The organism is Flavobacterium hibernum, from assembly GCF_000832125.1.
Lineage (GTDB): Bacteria > Bacteroidota > Bacteroidia > Flavobacteriales > Flavobacteriaceae > Flavobacterium > Flavobacterium hibernum.
The window spans coordinates 374,091-389,368 of sequence record NZ_JPRK01000011.1 but is presented as its reverse complement, the minus strand read 5'-3'; the positions used below and the strand labels follow the sequence as shown (position 1 = coordinate 389,368).

At 32.6% G+C, this 15,278-nt stretch carries 13 protein-coding genes; 2 read left to right on the top strand and 11 right to left on the bottom strand.

Annotation, left to right across the window (positions count from 1 at the left end):
* Nucleotides 1–249: 249 nt before the first annotated feature.
* The 11 genes from pgi to uvrC form a co-directional block, all read right to left on the bottom strand.
* Entirely contained in the window at nt 250–1,893 is a 1,644-nt protein-coding gene (pgi, locus tag IW18_RS14560; RefSeq protein ID WP_041518666.1) for a glucose-6-phosphate isomerase, read from the bottom strand.
* A gap of 116 nt (nt 1,894–2,009) precedes the next feature.
* Complete coding sequence (locus tag IW18_RS14555) at nt 2,010–2,345, bottom strand: hypothetical protein (protein WP_041518603.1); 336 nt, start codon at nt 2,343–2,345, stop codon at nt 2,010–2,012.
* A 43-nt stretch (nt 2,346–2,388) separates the two neighbouring features.
* Entirely contained in the window at nt 2,389–3,009 is a 621-nt protein-coding gene (locus IW18_RS14550; protein WP_041518602.1) for a hypothetical protein, read from the bottom strand.
* A gap of 20 nt (nt 3,010–3,029) precedes the next feature.
* Nucleotides 3,030–4,253 (bottom strand): peptidoglycan DD-metalloendopeptidase family protein, encoded by a 1,224-nt coding sequence (locus tag IW18_RS14545; protein ID WP_041518601.1) that lies wholly within the window; start codon nt 4,251–4,253, stop codon nt 3,030–3,032.
* Nucleotides 4,254–4,274: 21 nt separating this feature from the next.
* A complete protein-coding gene (locus IW18_RS14540) occupies nt 4,275–5,216 on the bottom strand; it encodes a tryptophan 2,3-dioxygenase family protein (protein ID WP_041518600.1) in 942 nt (313 codons plus the stop codon).
* Entirely contained in the window at nt 5,216–5,986 is a 771-nt protein-coding gene (locus tag IW18_RS14535; protein WP_041518599.1) for a DUF3108 domain-containing protein, read from the bottom strand. The genes IW18_RS14540 and IW18_RS14535 overlap by 1 nt, the downstream gene beginning before the upstream one ends.
* A gap of 298 nt (nt 5,987–6,284) precedes the next feature.
* On the bottom strand, nt 6,285–7,445 hold the full coding sequence (gene hppD, locus IW18_RS14530) for a 4-hydroxyphenylpyruvate dioxygenase (RefSeq protein WP_041518598.1): 1,161 nt from the start codon (nt 7,443–7,445) through the stop codon (nt 6,285–6,287).
* Nucleotides 7,446–7,538: 93 nt separating this feature from the next.
* The gene (locus IW18_RS14525; protein WP_041518597.1) at nt 7,539–7,898 is read right to left on the bottom strand and encodes a four helix bundle protein; all 360 of its coding nucleotides are present in this window, start codon (nt 7,896–7,898) and stop codon (nt 7,539–7,541) included.
* 147 nt (nt 7,899–8,045) lie between these two features.
* Complete coding sequence (locus IW18_RS14520) at nt 8,046–9,203, bottom strand: homogentisate 1,2-dioxygenase (protein ID WP_041518596.1); 1,158 nt, start codon at nt 9,201–9,203, stop codon at nt 8,046–8,048.
* Nucleotides 9,204–9,518: 315 nt separating this feature from the next.
* Nucleotides 9,519–11,750 (bottom strand): patatin-like phospholipase family protein, encoded by a 2,232-nt coding sequence (locus IW18_RS14515; protein ID WP_041518665.1) that lies wholly within the window; start codon nt 11,748–11,750, stop codon nt 9,519–9,521.
* Nucleotides 11,751–11,807: 57 nt separating this feature from the next.
* On the bottom strand, nt 11,808–13,601 hold the full coding sequence (uvrC, locus tag IW18_RS14510; RefSeq protein WP_041518595.1) for an excinuclease ABC subunit UvrC: 1,794 nt from the start codon (nt 13,599–13,601) through the stop codon (nt 11,808–11,810).
* Nucleotides 13,602–13,738: 137 nt separating this feature from the next.
* Here uvrC and IW18_RS14505 point away from each other — a divergent pair, with 137 nt between their 5' ends.
* Together IW18_RS14505 and IW18_RS14500 are read left to right on the top strand one after the other, a co-directional pair.
* A complete protein-coding gene (locus tag IW18_RS14505) occupies nt 13,739–14,722 on the top strand; it encodes a succinylglutamate desuccinylase/aspartoacylase family protein (RefSeq protein WP_041518594.1) in 984 nt (327 codons plus the stop codon).
* Entirely contained in the window at nt 14,709–15,278 is a 570-nt protein-coding gene (locus tag IW18_RS14500; RefSeq protein ID WP_041518593.1) for a 5-formyltetrahydrofolate cyclo-ligase, read from the top strand. Before IW18_RS14505 ends, IW18_RS14500 begins: the two co-directional genes overlap by 14 nt.

Sequence of the window (15,278 nt, the reverse complement as noted above, 5' to 3'; positions counted from 1 at the left end):
AAATAAGTTTTATGTAATGTGTTGCGCATTAAAATGATTTTTTCTTATTTCATTAAATAATATAACGTTTTTTTGAATTTTTGGCTGCATATTTTGTTAAAATCGTAACTATTTGAATAGCCTTGTAATGCTAAACTTGCAATAATCAGCACTTTAACGTGTTTTTCGGGTTGTTTCGTACGAAAAAACGCCTTAATTTTTATTAAATTAAGGCGTTTCAGTAAGTTGCGATTTTTCTAATCTAGAATTCTATTTGTTCTTCAAAAAGTGATTTAACAAAAATGAAGTCGAACTGTCGTGATCTTTTACTGTTTTAGTGTTAATTTCATCTAAAATAGAATTGGCTAATTGTTTTCCTAATTCCACTCCCCATTGATCAAAACTAAAAATATTCCAAATAACACCCTGTACAAAAATTTTGTGTTCGTATAAAGCAATTAATGAGCCTAAAGATTTAGGAGTTAATTTTTCAATAAGAATTGTATTCGTTGGTTTATTTCCAGTAAACACTTTGAAAGGCAATAAATATGATGCTTTTTCTGCAGAAAGTCCTTGTTTGTCAAATTCAGTCTGAACTTGCGCAGCAGTTTTTCCGTTCATCAAAGCTTCAGTTTGTGCAAAAAAGTTAGACATCAATTTATCATGATGATCTTCGTTTCCGTATAATGGTTTAATGAATCCGATGAAGTCTGTAGGAATTAATTTGGTTCCTTGGTGAATCAATTGAAAAAAGGCATGTTGAGAGTTTGTTCCCGGCTCTCCCCAAATAATAGTTCCGGTTTGATAGTTTACTGGTTTCCCGTCACGTCCAACACTTTTACCATTACTTTCCATAGTTGCTTGTTGCAAGTAAGGTGCTAGTTTTGATAAATATTGTGTGTAAGGAATCAAAGCTTCACTTTCGGCGCCATAAAAATTATTGTACCAAACGCTTAATAAAGCCAAAATTACCGGAATATTTTCGTCGAATTCTGTCGATCTAAAATGCTCGTCCATTTCATTTGCACCAACCAATAATTGGTTGTAATTGTCAAATCCAATTGCCAATGCAATGCTTAAACCTACTGCACTCCAAAGAGAGAATCTTCCTCCAACCCAATCCCACATTGGGAAAACGTTGTCAGGATTAATTCCGAATTCAGTTACTTTTTGGATATTGGTTGAAACTGCCACAAAGTGTTTTGCGATATCTTCTTGTGAGGCTGATTTTAAAAACCATTCTTTAATAGTTTCTGAGTTTGAAAGTGTTTCCTGAGTAGTAAAAGTTTTAGAAACAATTAAAAATAAAGTAGTTTCAGGATTTAATTTTTTGATTATTTCATTTACATGATCGCCATCAACATTCGAAACGAAATGAGTTTTTAAGTGATTTTTATAAAATTGTAAAGCTTCAACAGCCATAACAGGTCCAAGGTCAGAACCACCAATTCCGATATTTACAATATCAGTAAAAGCTTTTCCTGTAAAACCTTTTCTTTGACCAGAAATTACTTCTTCAGTGAAGTTTTTGATTTTGTTTTTTACTTCATAAACTTCCGGAATTACATTTTCTCCATCAACATTAATTACTGCTGATTCCGGAGCACGTAAAGCAGTGTGAAGAACAGCTCGATTTTCGGTTTGGTTGATAATTGCTCCACCAAAATATTGAGCAATAGCATCTTTTAGTCCAATAGAATTTGATAATTCTAATAAAAGAGAAACAGTTTCCTGGCTAATATTATTTTTAGAATAATCAACTAAAAAGTCATTCCATTGCAAGTTGAATTTTTCAACACGAGCATTGTCTTGTTGAAATAATTCTTGTATTGTAGTTTCGTGAATTGCGTTATAGTGGTTTTGTAGATTTTTCCACGCTTCAGTCCCGGTTGGGTTTGTTGTGTTTAAAGCCATTGTATTTTTATATTGAAGGTTTGTTTTTTTTAGAAACACAAAAATACTGAAATAACTTTTAAAAGGATAGCGGTTCTTAATTATATAACAATTAGTTACGAAAACGTTTTATGAAATTATTTGTTTTGAATTTTTGCTCCTATTATAATTGCACCATCATTTTCTTTTTCATTATATATGATGCGACTACTGTTTTTATTTAAAAAATCTAAACTGATAATATCAGATTTTTTTAGAGGTAATATGATTGTGTCTTGGTCTTTGTTGTATCGAAAAGGAATTCCGTTTATTACAATTAAAGGAGATCTGTCGATTTCATTTTTTTCAAAGGCTTGGTTGATAGATTCTGATACGAAGTATTTATTTTGTTTTGTGTCATTTAAAACAAAGATATGTGGATTAGAGCATCCTAAAAATATTGTTGATGAAAGTATCGTTAAAGTTCGTTTCATTTATTGCTGTAATAGTCTAAGATGTGGTTTTTTAGTACTTTTTTTACCAAATCTTCCACCAAGGCTTTTTGTTAATTGAAATGGTTTTCTTTTCAGAATCTATTTCAATTCTTTTTAAAGATTCAGCTTTAATCTTTGAATCATCGAAAAAAAGCTCACCGTTATCCGATATTCCAATTGGAGTTTTGGTTTTTTCTTTCCAGTTTTCGGTTTGTAATTCTGGAATTAGAGGCAAATGGATTTTGTCTTTAAATTTCTTTCTTGCCTTTTCTATAATTTCTTCTTCCAGATTTGAAGTTGAATTTTTAAAAAGCGAAATAGAATTGTCAGGAATGTTTAAAAGGAAAATTTGCGTTTTGTTATCAATTTTCTGAATGTCTAATACTTTAAAATAAGCGATAGAATCCAAAAGAAAATGACCAATTTTGGCTGAGTCTGGATTGAACTTTGATAAGTCTTTTGGATGGGCACTAGCTATTAAGTATCTCAAATTACCGGAAAGACCTCCGCCAATAGAAGACATATCGGTAAATCCTTTTTCTTGAATTATCGGACCTATTGTGTAATTTGAAATTAAGTTTTCAGAAATATTAGTATCTCTGTAAAATAGTTTTAAACCTGAAAAAGTTTCATTGTAAATTGCTTTTAGACGAGCATTTTTCATGTTTTGTTTATTTGAGAGATTTACAAATTACCAATACTATCCAATTCTCTTTTCAAAGGCTCAATTTGTTTCATGAAACGATTTCTGTCGCTTCCTGTCAAGGATTCTCCAGTTGGTAAATTAAGTCTAAGTGCATCAACCTGAACGCCGTTTTTCCAGAATCGGTAACAAACGTGAGGTCCAGTTGCAAGTCCTGTGCTTCCTACCAATCCAATAGTTTGTCCTTGAGTAACACGTTGTCCGCGACGAACCAAAATTCTGGACATGTGTAAATATTGAGTAGAGTAAGTTCCGTTATGTTTTACTTTTACAAAATTTCCGTTTCCGGCCGTATATCCAGTAGCTTCAACAACTCCAGATGCGGTGGTAGAAATTGGTGTTCCGGTAGGAGCGGCATAATCTGTTCCTTTGTGTGCTTTCCAGGTATGTTGAACCGGGTGAAATCTATTTGCGGTAAAACGAGAAGTAATACGGCTAAATTTGATAGGTGTTTTTAAGAAAAAGTTTTTCAACGTTCTTCCTTGATCGTCATAATATTCGACTTTTCCAGAAGTTGTATCTCTTTCAAATGGAAAAGCGTAAATGATTTTGCCTTTATATTCAAAAAATGCAGCCTCAAGATCTTCAACACCATCGTATGTTTTTCCGTTAATGAAACGTTCGGTAAAAATTAATCCGTAACGATCACCTTTTTTAAGTTTAAAAAAGTCAATTGACCAAGAGAAAACTTTAGTGATTCTGCTGGCAAGTGCTGTTTCTACACTTTCGTTTCCTAAAGTTTCAGAAAGTGAACTTTTTAAAACTCCGCCAATAATTTTTCGTTTAAGAGTAACTGGTTTTACTTTTTTATAAGCTTTTGCAATGCTGTCTCTCAAATCGATAACATAATAACTAAGCGCATCAGGCTGATATATAAAAACCTGTAATTTGTTAGTTTTATTTTTAGAGCGTAGAAGTGTGTAAGGTTTGTTGTATCTAATTGATCTCACATCAAACGAATCTTTTACTTGCTCAACAATATCGAAGACTTTTTTGTTGCCAATATTTTGACCTTGAATAATAGATCCAAATGAATCCCCTTTTTTTATAGTGTCATTTACAATATTAAAGTCAGTATAATTAAAGCCGAATTCTACCTTCTTGGTTTTTGGTTTGGTTGTGATTTTGGTTTCAACTTTTTCAGCAGTTTTATTACATGAAATTATCGAAAACAATGTTATTATAATTAGGAGTACTTTTTTCAAACTTTTAAATTTTTAAGGAAATTATGCGATGGTTTCATTTCCCCAATTGGACAATTCTTCTTCGGTCCACAATTTAGGAAAAAAGATGCGTCTTTGGTATTTTGGGTGCATATATTTTTGCCAGTCGCTGCCTCCTGTAGCTTCACCATTTCCTTTGCCACTTTCCAGTATGTATTTTCTTGCAGTATTAAGATGTTGCATTACCCAGGTAATGTTCACTGTTTTATCATAATGACGCATTGCCTCAATTAGTTCCTTGTTTTGTTGATCTTCGAGAGGTAATTGAGTGAATTTTTGCCAGATGTTTTTAGTCTTAAAAGTAGACATTTGTTTTAAGAATGGATCTTTGTATTTGTTTTCGAATTCCTGAAGCAAATATGATTTTTCTCCAGTATGATAATCTTTTCCGGCAGCTTGCCAATACAAATGCTCAAAGCTTGTTTCCAGATCTGTGTTTTCGTCAAAGTTTGCTTTGTATCTGCGATCTGTTAGATTAATAACATCTGTCGAAGCAAATTCTATCAATCTGTATTGTGCGCTTTGAAAACCACTTGCGGGAGTTAAAGTATTTCTAAATTTCATGTATTGATCAACTTCCATTCCGTTCTCCATAATACTGAACGAATTGGTTAACATGTCAAAATAACGGGTGATTCTTGATAATCTTTCGCTGAAAAAATCGACTTGAATATTTTGTGTGTCGGCAATTTGATCAATTTCCCACAAAATCATTTTAAAAATTAATTCGTTTACCTGATGATACATAATAAAAACCATTTCGTCAGGTAATGTAGTGCGTTGTATTTGTAAATTTAAAAGCGCATCTGTTTGAATATAATCCCAATAAGTGATTGGTTTTGACCAAAGCAATCCTTCTAATTGAACATCAGTTTTTTGATTTATAGCTTGGAATTTAAGGTCAATTTCTTTTAAAATTGATTCTGAATTATCGGTAAGGTTCATTATTTTTTTACTTTAAATGGATTTTTTAATCCTCTATATTCGTCAAGGTCAGCCTTTAAAGATCCTACAGCAAGATCTGCTTTTATTCTAATAGGAACTTTGTTATAGTCGTCTGTTATCCAAAGGGTTACGCTTTCTTTTTCTTTAAAAACACGTCCTGTTTGTACTAATGGTTTAAACATCATTGTAGAAACGGTTCCAAATTTAGTTGTAATATCTTGACGGCCTACATATTTTAACTTAAATTTTGTGATTTCATCATCAAAAAACATGTCAATTGTAATTGCTTCGCCAGTTTTAAGTTTGTCAATGTTTGGATGATTTCTTAAATAATAGAAAGAAGATATAATGTCTTGAACTTCGTCTGTAATGACAATTGTTTTTTCGGTTTTTCGTTTGTAATCTTTTACTAAAACCCTATTTTCGGTTTGATTAAAAATACCTTCTTGGTTTTTGGTGTAACCGCCTTCGTCAATTTTTCTTATGTAGCGATATGGGCTTCCGGTTTGTTTGTCAAAATAACTTTCGTATAAATCTTCTACTTTAAAAAATAGTTTAGACATTCCTGTTGTATATCCTTTGCCAACAGCGTGAAAAACTTTTTTGTTATTTATAGTAGCATCCTTAATTTCGAGAGTTGCATAGCCAGCATTTATAATTCCGTAGTGAATTCTAAACTTGAAATATTCTCCAGTATCAAATGCATCTTCTCTCTGAGTGTCGAAACTTGATGTGGTGAGAATTAATATTATAAAGAGTAGCTTTTTCATAGTACAAATTTTACATTCCAGATAAAGGTAAATAAATGCAAATTTTATTCCAAATGTACCAAAACAAAAAAACTCAGTCAAGGAATGACTGAGTTTTTATGCTATTAACTAACCAAAAAACTATAAATTATGAAATTTATATCAATTCAGAAGGAAACCACCCCTTCTTGATTTGCGAGTGCAAAGATATACAGAAAGTTCAAAAAATAAATAGCAAAAGGCAAGTTTAACATAACATTTGCAAAAAAAGCATCGTTTTACAGAGAATTTTTCTGCATAATGCAAAAATAATGCGATTTTACAAAGTTCCTCTCAGTTCTTGCTCTCTCTCAATTGACTCAAAAAGAGCTTTAAAGTTTCCTGCGCCGAACCCTTTTGCCCCCATTCTTTGAATAATTTCAAAAAACAGCGTTGGTCTGTCTTGAACAGGCTTCGTAAATATTTGTAATAAGTAACCATCTTCATCGGCATCGACCATGATAGCTAATTTTTCAATTTCGTTAATGTCTTCTTTCATCATATCCATATGAACTCCTAATCTTTCAGGAATTGCTTGGTAGTAGGTGTGAGGAGGAGCAGATAAAAATTCAACTCCACGTGCTCTTAGTTGTGATACAGTTTTAATAATATCATCTGTAGCAATAGCAATATGCTGAATTCCGGGTCCACCATAGAAATCTAAATACTCTTCGATTTGTGATTTTTTCTTTCCTTCAGCAGGTTCGTTAATTGGAAATTTGATTCTTCCATTTCCGTTTGACATTACTTTACTCATCAATGCAGAATATTCTGTAGTAATTTGTTTGTCGTCGAATGATAAGAAATTCACGAACCCCATAACGTCTTCGTAGAATTTTACCCAAGTATTCATTTCGTTCCAACCTACATTTCCAACCATGTGATCGATATATTTTAATCCTGTTGGTTCCGGATTGTAGTCAGATTTCCACTCTTTGTAACCTGGTAAGAAAACACCATTGTAGTTTTTTCTTTCTACAAAAATATGAACAGTTTCTCCATATGTGTAAATTCCAGAACGTACCACTTCTCCAAATTCGTCTTTTTCAACTGTTGGTTCCATGAACGAACGTGCGCCGCGTTTCATAGTTTCTTCATAAGCACTTCTGGCATCTTCAACCCAAAGAGCTGCAACTTTTACACCGTCTCCATGTTTTTGAAGATGTGCATGTATAGGAGAATCCTGCGTTAAAGGCGTTGTTAGAACAATTCTGATTTTGTCTTGTTTCAAAACATAAGATGCTTTGTCTTTTACTCCAGTTTCTAATCCGGCGTAAGCCAATGACTGATATCCGAAAGCAGTTTTGTAATAATGTGCAGATTGTTTTGCATTCCCTACATAAAATTCTACATAATCTGTTCCTAATAATGGAAGGAAATCCTGCGCTCCTTCAAAAATTTTCTCTAATCCGTATTCTACTGATTTTACTTCTTTACTCATGATAATTAGATAATTTGATAATGAGAAAATGAGATAATTTTTGAAATGCTAATAATTAAAAATAATTTTCTAATTGACACATTTTCTAATTATCTAATTCCTCTTAGATGTTGATATTATTTTATTTAAAATTTTTAAAATTTCTGAAAGATCATTTAATAAACGTTTGCAATTTGGATATTCTCTATGAGCGTCGCACAAAAACAACCAATATTCTGTTTCGTCAGCTTCTTTAATCGCAATTTTTAATTTATGAATAAAATCTGCCTTGCTTTCTGCGTTTTGTGATTCTTTTGAGTTTGCTCCTATTGATGTTCCACTTTTTAATAATTGATTTGCAATTACGAACTTCTTTTGTTCTTGTAATTCATTAGTATAGTCAATTATGTTTAATGCGAAATTGAATGTTTTAATTAAAAGTGCGTTGTCTTTATATTTTTCGTTGAAAGTCATTTTATAATGTGATAATTAGAAAATTTGATAATGAGATAATTTATTTTGTAGGTTTAAAATTACAAATTAATTGTTTGAATTTACACATTTTCTAATTTATGCGGTTTCAAGAAAATTATCTAATTATCTAATTGGCACATTGACTAATTACTCCGTCCAGGATTTGTAATATTGTCCATCATCAAGCCCCATTGCTTCTTCGGTAACCATTAATGGTCTGAAAGTATCAACCATAACGGCCAATTCGTGGGTTTCTTTATGACCAATACTACGCTCCATTGCACCTGGTGCCGGACCATGCGGAATTCCTTTTGGATGTAAAGTGATATGACCTTGCTCAATATTATTACGGCTCATAAAATCGCCATCAACATAATAAAGTACTTCGTCAGAATCTATATTGCTGTGATTGTACGGCGCCGGAATTGCTTTTGGATGATAATCGTAAAGTCTTGGGCAGAATGAACAAACGACAAAAGTGGCCGTTTCGAAAGTTTGATGTACCGGAGGCGGTTGGTGAACACGTCCCGTTATAGGTTCAAAGTTGTGAATCGAGAATCCGTATGGAAAATTATAGCCGTCCCAACCCACAACGTCAAAAGGATGTGTAGCATAAACCACTTCGTGAATCATGCCTTCTTTTTTGATTTTAATTAAAAAATCACCTTTTTCGTCATGAGTTTCCAATTCGTTTGGTAAAATAAAATCACGTTCGCAAAATGGCGAATGTTCTAAATGTTGACCAGATTGGTTTTTATAGCGTTTCGGAGTGTAGAAAGGAGAATAAGACTCAACATAAAACAATCTGTTCTCTTCTGTCTCAAAATCGATTTGATAAATAATGCCTCTCGGAATAATCAAATAATCTCCATATTCAAAAGGAATGTTTCCTAACATGGTTCTTAATTTTCCTTTTCCTTTATGAATGAAAAGCATTTCGTCGGCATCAGCATTTTTGTAGAAATAGTTTCGAAGCGATTCTTTCGGTGCTGCCAAACCAATAATACAGTCTTTGTTGACTAACATTGCTTTTCGACTGTCTAAAAAGTCGTTTTCAGGTTTTAATTCAAAACCTTTAAAAAGTAATGATTTTATGTTTTTTCCGATTGCAATTTTTGGTTCAACCGAATATGAGTTTAAAATTTCTTTTACCTGTGTTGGTCTGTGAACATGATATGATAATGACGAATGTCCGTGAAAACCTTCGGTACCAAACAATTGTTCGTAGTAAAAACCTCCATTTGGTTTTTCGAATTGGGTGTGTCTTTTTTGTGGAAAATCTCCAAGTTTATGATATAATGGCATGGCTTTTCTATTAGATAATTTGTAAATTAGATAATTCGAAAAATTTGAATTGTGTGAACAGATAATTAAATCAATCTAAAATTGATCAATCATCTCAATTCGGTAGTTTTATTCAGGATTTCTCTTGATAAGGAATTGAAGATACTCTAATAAACCTGTCCATTTTGTTTTCATTATAACAAATGTCGTAATTTTTATGAAGTAAAATTATAAATTATATTATTTATAAACGTGAAATATTTCGATTTTTTTTGATATAAATTTTGGAGAGTACAAAAAATGTACGCTTTTATTGAGTTATTATTTAAAACTATATTAAAATGAGAACCCAATACTAAACCATGTAAAACTTTTCCCCGTTTCTGGCGACCAAGATTGTTTAACTTCAATTGGGCCAATAATTGTTTCTAAACCATAACCAACGGCATATCCGGAATATTTAGGCATTGAAATCCAATCGACAGTTGTAAAAATATCATCGCCTAAGTTTGCGAAATTGGCCGAAAAGTTAACGTGATTTTTTTTGAAAAGTTCGTAGTCTAAAGTGATCTGCGATTTTATAAAACTATTTCCGGCAATACTCAAAAAGTCATATCCGTAGAAATAATTGAAATTATTGATTTTGTTGTAGCCGTAACCACCCAAAATAAAATCGAAAAATGGAACGCTGTCACTGCCAATGTTAAATCCTGCATCGGCACCAATTTTAATAGTAGCCCTTTTGAATAAAGTTTTTGCAAAAGCAATTTCGGCCTTAGCAATAGAAAAGGGCTTGAAATTTTTAGTATAATCTGATGAAGCTAAATAAGTTTGTAAATCTGATGAAAAATATAATCCCGAATGTGGAAAACTTTTATTGTCGAAAGAGTCATATTTTAGATATCCGAAAAGACTGAAATAATTACTTTTATCAATAATGTTTTCTGCGTTAGCAAGAGTAGGCGAGTTTATTTTTAAGTATTTATATTCAACACCTCCGCCCATTAAAAATTTTTGTACAAAAATGGTCTGAAAATAGGCTTGATTTGAAATATCCATAAAATCTACATTTATCAGATTTACATTAGGATTTTGTAACGTTAAATTGCTAATGCTCGTGGTTACATTTCGGTTGAACTGATTTAATCTGGATCGAAATCCAAAACTAATATTAAAACCATTTTCGACATAATAGTTAAAGTCGTATCTGAAATTATCGCCTAAAATAATATCCAACGAGGTAATATCATTTTTTAGGAAAGTCTTTTTGTGAGTAAGATTCAATAAGACTGCACTTTTGTACAAGCCATCATAATGTAAACCAAGTTTTAAAAAAGTTTGAGTTGGATTTTCTTGCAACACAAGATTTAGGTCGTCTCCTTTTTCGTCAGGTTCAAGACAATACGAAATGGCACTAAAGTTTTGAGTAGCATTTAAATTGTTTATTCCGGCTTTTAGATCTTTATACGTTATTGTGCTTCCTGGTTTAAATCGCAGTTTTCCTCTAATGTATTCTTTGGTGTAATTATCAAGTTTGTCGCTATTGATTTTTTGTATTTCAAGAGTATCTGTGCTGATTTTTAATTTTGGTTTTTTATAATAATTATCTTCTTTGGCCAAGGTTTTAATTTTTTCATAAACGGCAAAAGCAGCTTCTTCACCTTTTCTAATTATTTCTTCGCCTTTGTCAAACGAAATAACGCCATAATCTCGAATATCTGGTTTGATATAAATATCAGTGTCTTTGATTTTACTTTTCATTTTATCAATCGATTGTAGATTGGTAATTTGAACTAAAATTCTCGTGGCATTTTTTAGGCTTTTTCGATTCAATAAGTCGTCCTGAACGTCAACTCCAATAATAATATCAGCGCCAAGATTACGAACCTCTTTTATGGGATAGTTGTTTACAACTCCACCGTCGACCAAAAGTTTACCATCAATTTCTACAGGAGTAAATAAAGATGGGAACGCGGCACTTGCCATCATTGCCTGAACTAGATTTCCTTTGTTCAAAAGTACTTCTTCGCCCGTTTCGATATTGGTACCAATACATAAAAATGGTGTTGGTAATTGATTAAAATCACGAACATGACGAACATTTCGAGTTAAACTGCTCAATAAATTATAATTGTACATTCCTTTTGAAAGTGCCTCAGGAATTCCAACTTTAAAATTACTGAAAGGTAAGACCAAAGCATACAATTCGTCATTCTTTTTGCCGTAAAAGTTTTTTGATGAACGCGGAATGTAATCGTTTATTAATTCGTCGAAGTTGGTTCTTTTAAAAATCGAATCAATTTGCGAGGCATTATATCCGGAAGCATAAAGACCACCAATAATTGAACCCATACTTGTACCGCCAATATAGTCAATTTTGATTCCAGCTTCTTCCAGAACTTTTAAAACGCCAATATGTGCAAATCCTTTTGCTCCACCGCCACTTAAAACCAAACCAATTTTTGGTCTTTTAATGCTGTCTTGTTTTTTGTCTTGCGAAAAAGATTTTTCGGGAGTACACAAAAGTAAGATTAGAAGAGCAGTTATGCTCCAGCTACTGATGGTCATCTGAACAGATAAACGTTTATTTGAAATGTACAGCAGATTTGGACGCATAAAAAATAGCTAGTTGGTTTTGTAAAAGTCGACAATTTTTTTGGCTTTTGATACTCCCACTACGTCGGATATTTCTTTTTCAGTAGCCAATTTCAATCTTTTAACACTTTTAAAATGTTTTATTAAAGTAAGCATCGTTTTCTCACCAATTCCCGGTATACTTTCGACCGAAGAATTAAGAGCAGCTTTACTACGTTTGTCGCGATGAAAAGTGATTCCAAATCGGTGTGCTTCGTTTCGTAGTTGTTGAATTACTTTTAAAGTTTCAGATTTTTTATCTAAATATAACGGAATCGAATCTCCTGGATAAAACAATTCTTCAAGTCGTTTTGCGATTCCTATTATGGCAATTTTACCACGTAAACCAAGTTCGTCGATACTTTTTAATGCGGCAGATAATTGTCCTTTTCCTCCATCAATAATAATTAATTGTGGTAAAGGTTCATTTTCATCCAGTAATCTTTTGTAACGTCGATACACAATTTCGGTCATCGAAGCAAAATCGTCAGGACCTTCAACCGTTTTTACGTTAAAATGGCGATAGTCTTTTTTGCTCGGTTTTCCATCTTTAAAAACAACGCAAGCTGCAACCGGATTTGTACCCTGAATATTAGAGTTATCAAAACATTCAATATGTCGGGGTTCAACATGTAATCTCAAATCTTTTTGCATTTGCGCCATGATTCGATTGGTATGTCGATCTGGATCTACAATTTGCAATTGTTTGAGTTGCTCAATTCTATAAAATTTAGCATTTCGAATAGATAAATCTAAAATCTGTTTTTTGTCTCCGAGTTGAGGAACAGTTGTTTTAATATTTTCGCCCAAATCCATTTCGAATGGAACTATGATTTCTTTTGATAATAATTGAAAACGTTCCCGAAGTTCGATAATGGCTAGTTCTAATAATTCTTCGTCAGACTCGTCCAGCTTTTTCTTCATTTCTAAAGTATGCGAACGAATGATTGAGCCATGAGAAATTTGTAAAAAGTTGACATAAGCCGCACTTTCATCAGAAACAATCGAGAAAACATCAATATTTGTAATCTTCGGATTTACAATCGTCGATCGTGATTGGTAATTCTCAAGAACTTCTATTTTTTCTTTTATTTTTTGCGCTTCTTCAAAACGTAATTCCTGCGCATATTGCGTCATCAGGCGTTTAAAGTCTTTCATGCTTTCTTTAAAATTTCCCTTCAGGATTTCGCGAATCGCATCAACTTGTTTTTGGTAATTTTCTAAAGATTCTAAACCTTCGCACGGACCTTTACAATTGCCAATATGATATTCTAAACAAACTTTAAATTTTCCGGAGTCAATATTAGATTTGCTTAAATCGTAATTACAAGTTCGTAATGGATACAATTCTTTGATTAAATCCAAAATTGTATGTACGGTTTTAAAACTGGTATAAGGGCCAAAATACTCAGAGCCATCTTTGACCATTCTTCTTGTCGAAAAAATTCGCGAAAAAGGTTCTTTTTTAATGCAAATCCACGGGTAACTTTTGTCATCACGAAGTAATACATTGTAACGTGGCTGTAATGTTTTAATTAAATTGTTTTCTAGTAAAAGCGCATCCGTTTCCGTAGGAACTACGATGTGTTTTATCGTTACAATTTTCTTAACCAAAACATTGGTTTTGGCCGTGTCGTGAATTTTATTGAAATAAGAAGAGACTCTTTTTTTTAGGTTTTTGGCTTTTCCAACATATAAAATTTTTCCGTCTTTATCGTAATATTGATATACACCAGGATTGTCTGGCAAGGTTTGGATTTGAAGATCTAAGGACGGTTTTTGCATTCTGTTTTTTTTCTGAAGATATCTGAAAAGCTTCTCTAGAAATCATTCCGATTTTGGTAAAAAAGCTTAACATTGATTTAGTTTCAAATTTACGAAATCAAAAGAATAATTTCTATATTTAGATTTTATAATTTCATATGAAAAATAATACACCCTTGGTTATTTTTGGCGAATCGATTTTGCCAGGAGAAAATAAAACAATAAACGTCGAAATTGCCAGACTACACACTACCACAAAGCTAAATATTCCGGTTATTGTAAGACGTTCTAAAATTGAAGGTCCAATAGTTTTGTTCTCCGCGGGAATTCATGGTGACGAAATTAATGGAGTAGAGGTTGTTCGACAGATTATAAGCAAGAAAATAAATCGTCCTTCGAGAGGAACTATTATTTGTATTCCAATTATTAATATGTACGGTTTTGTGAATAAGTCGCGTGAGTTTCCTGACGGACGAGATTTAAATCGGGTTTTTCCGGGAAGTAAAAAAGGTTCTCTCGCAAGCCGTTTTGCCTATCATATTGTTGCAGAGGTTTTGCCTATTATAGATTATGCCGTCGATTTTCATGCTGGTGGAGCGAGCCGATTTAATGCACCACAAATTAGAATCACGGAGAATAATCCAGAACTAAAACTTTTGGCAGATGTTTTTAATGCTCCGTTTACTTTATATTCTAAAAATATTAATGGCTCTTTTAGAAATACATCTGAAAAAGCCAATGTAAAAATGTTGCTTTTTGAAGGTGGGAAATCGCTGGATATTAATAATGATATTGCAAATGAAGGCGTGATGGGAGTGAAGCGTTTGTTGCATTATTTAAAAATGCTTGATCCTAAACAAGTGGTTGAACATGCCGAAGATCCATCCATTTATATTAAACATTCCGTTTGGATGCGTGCTAAATGTTCTGGATTACTGCACGATTTTAATATGATTGGAAGGTTTGTAACCAAAGGAACTATTTTGGCTATTATTACAGATCCGTTTGGTAAATTTGAGCAAAAAGTAAAAGCGCCTCACGATGGATTTGTAATCAACGCCAATCATTCGCCAATTGTTTACGAAGGTGATGCCATTTATCATATGTCCAAAAATAGCCCCCCTGATCATGCCGACGAATAAAAAAGAGTTACGTTTAAAATATAAAAATCTTCGAAAAGAACTTTCAGAAGATGAAATTGAAGAAAAGAGTTTAGCGATTGCTAATCAATTAATCACTTTGCCTATTTGGGACAAAAGTTATTATCATGTTTTTCTTCCTATCGAAGAACAAAAAGAGGTAAATACGGAATATGTTTTGCATTTGCTTTCTGGAAAAGATAAAGAAATAGTAGTTTCAAAAAGTGATTTCGAGACTCGGGGAATGTCACATTTCTTACTAACCGATAATACCAGAATAAAGAAAAACGAATATAATATTCCGGAACCAGTAAACGGTTTGCTAGTTCCATCGCAAACTATAGAGGTGGTTTTTGTACCGCTTTTAGCTTTTGATACGTTAGGGAATCGAGTGGGATATGGGAAGGGCTTTTATGATAAATTTCTATCAGAATGCAAACCCGAAACGATCAAAATTGGTCTTTCTTTTTTTGAAGCCGAAAACCAAATTGAAGATGTTTTTGAATCTGATGTAAAGTTAGATTATTGTGTTATTCCCAATAAAATATATACTTTTTAA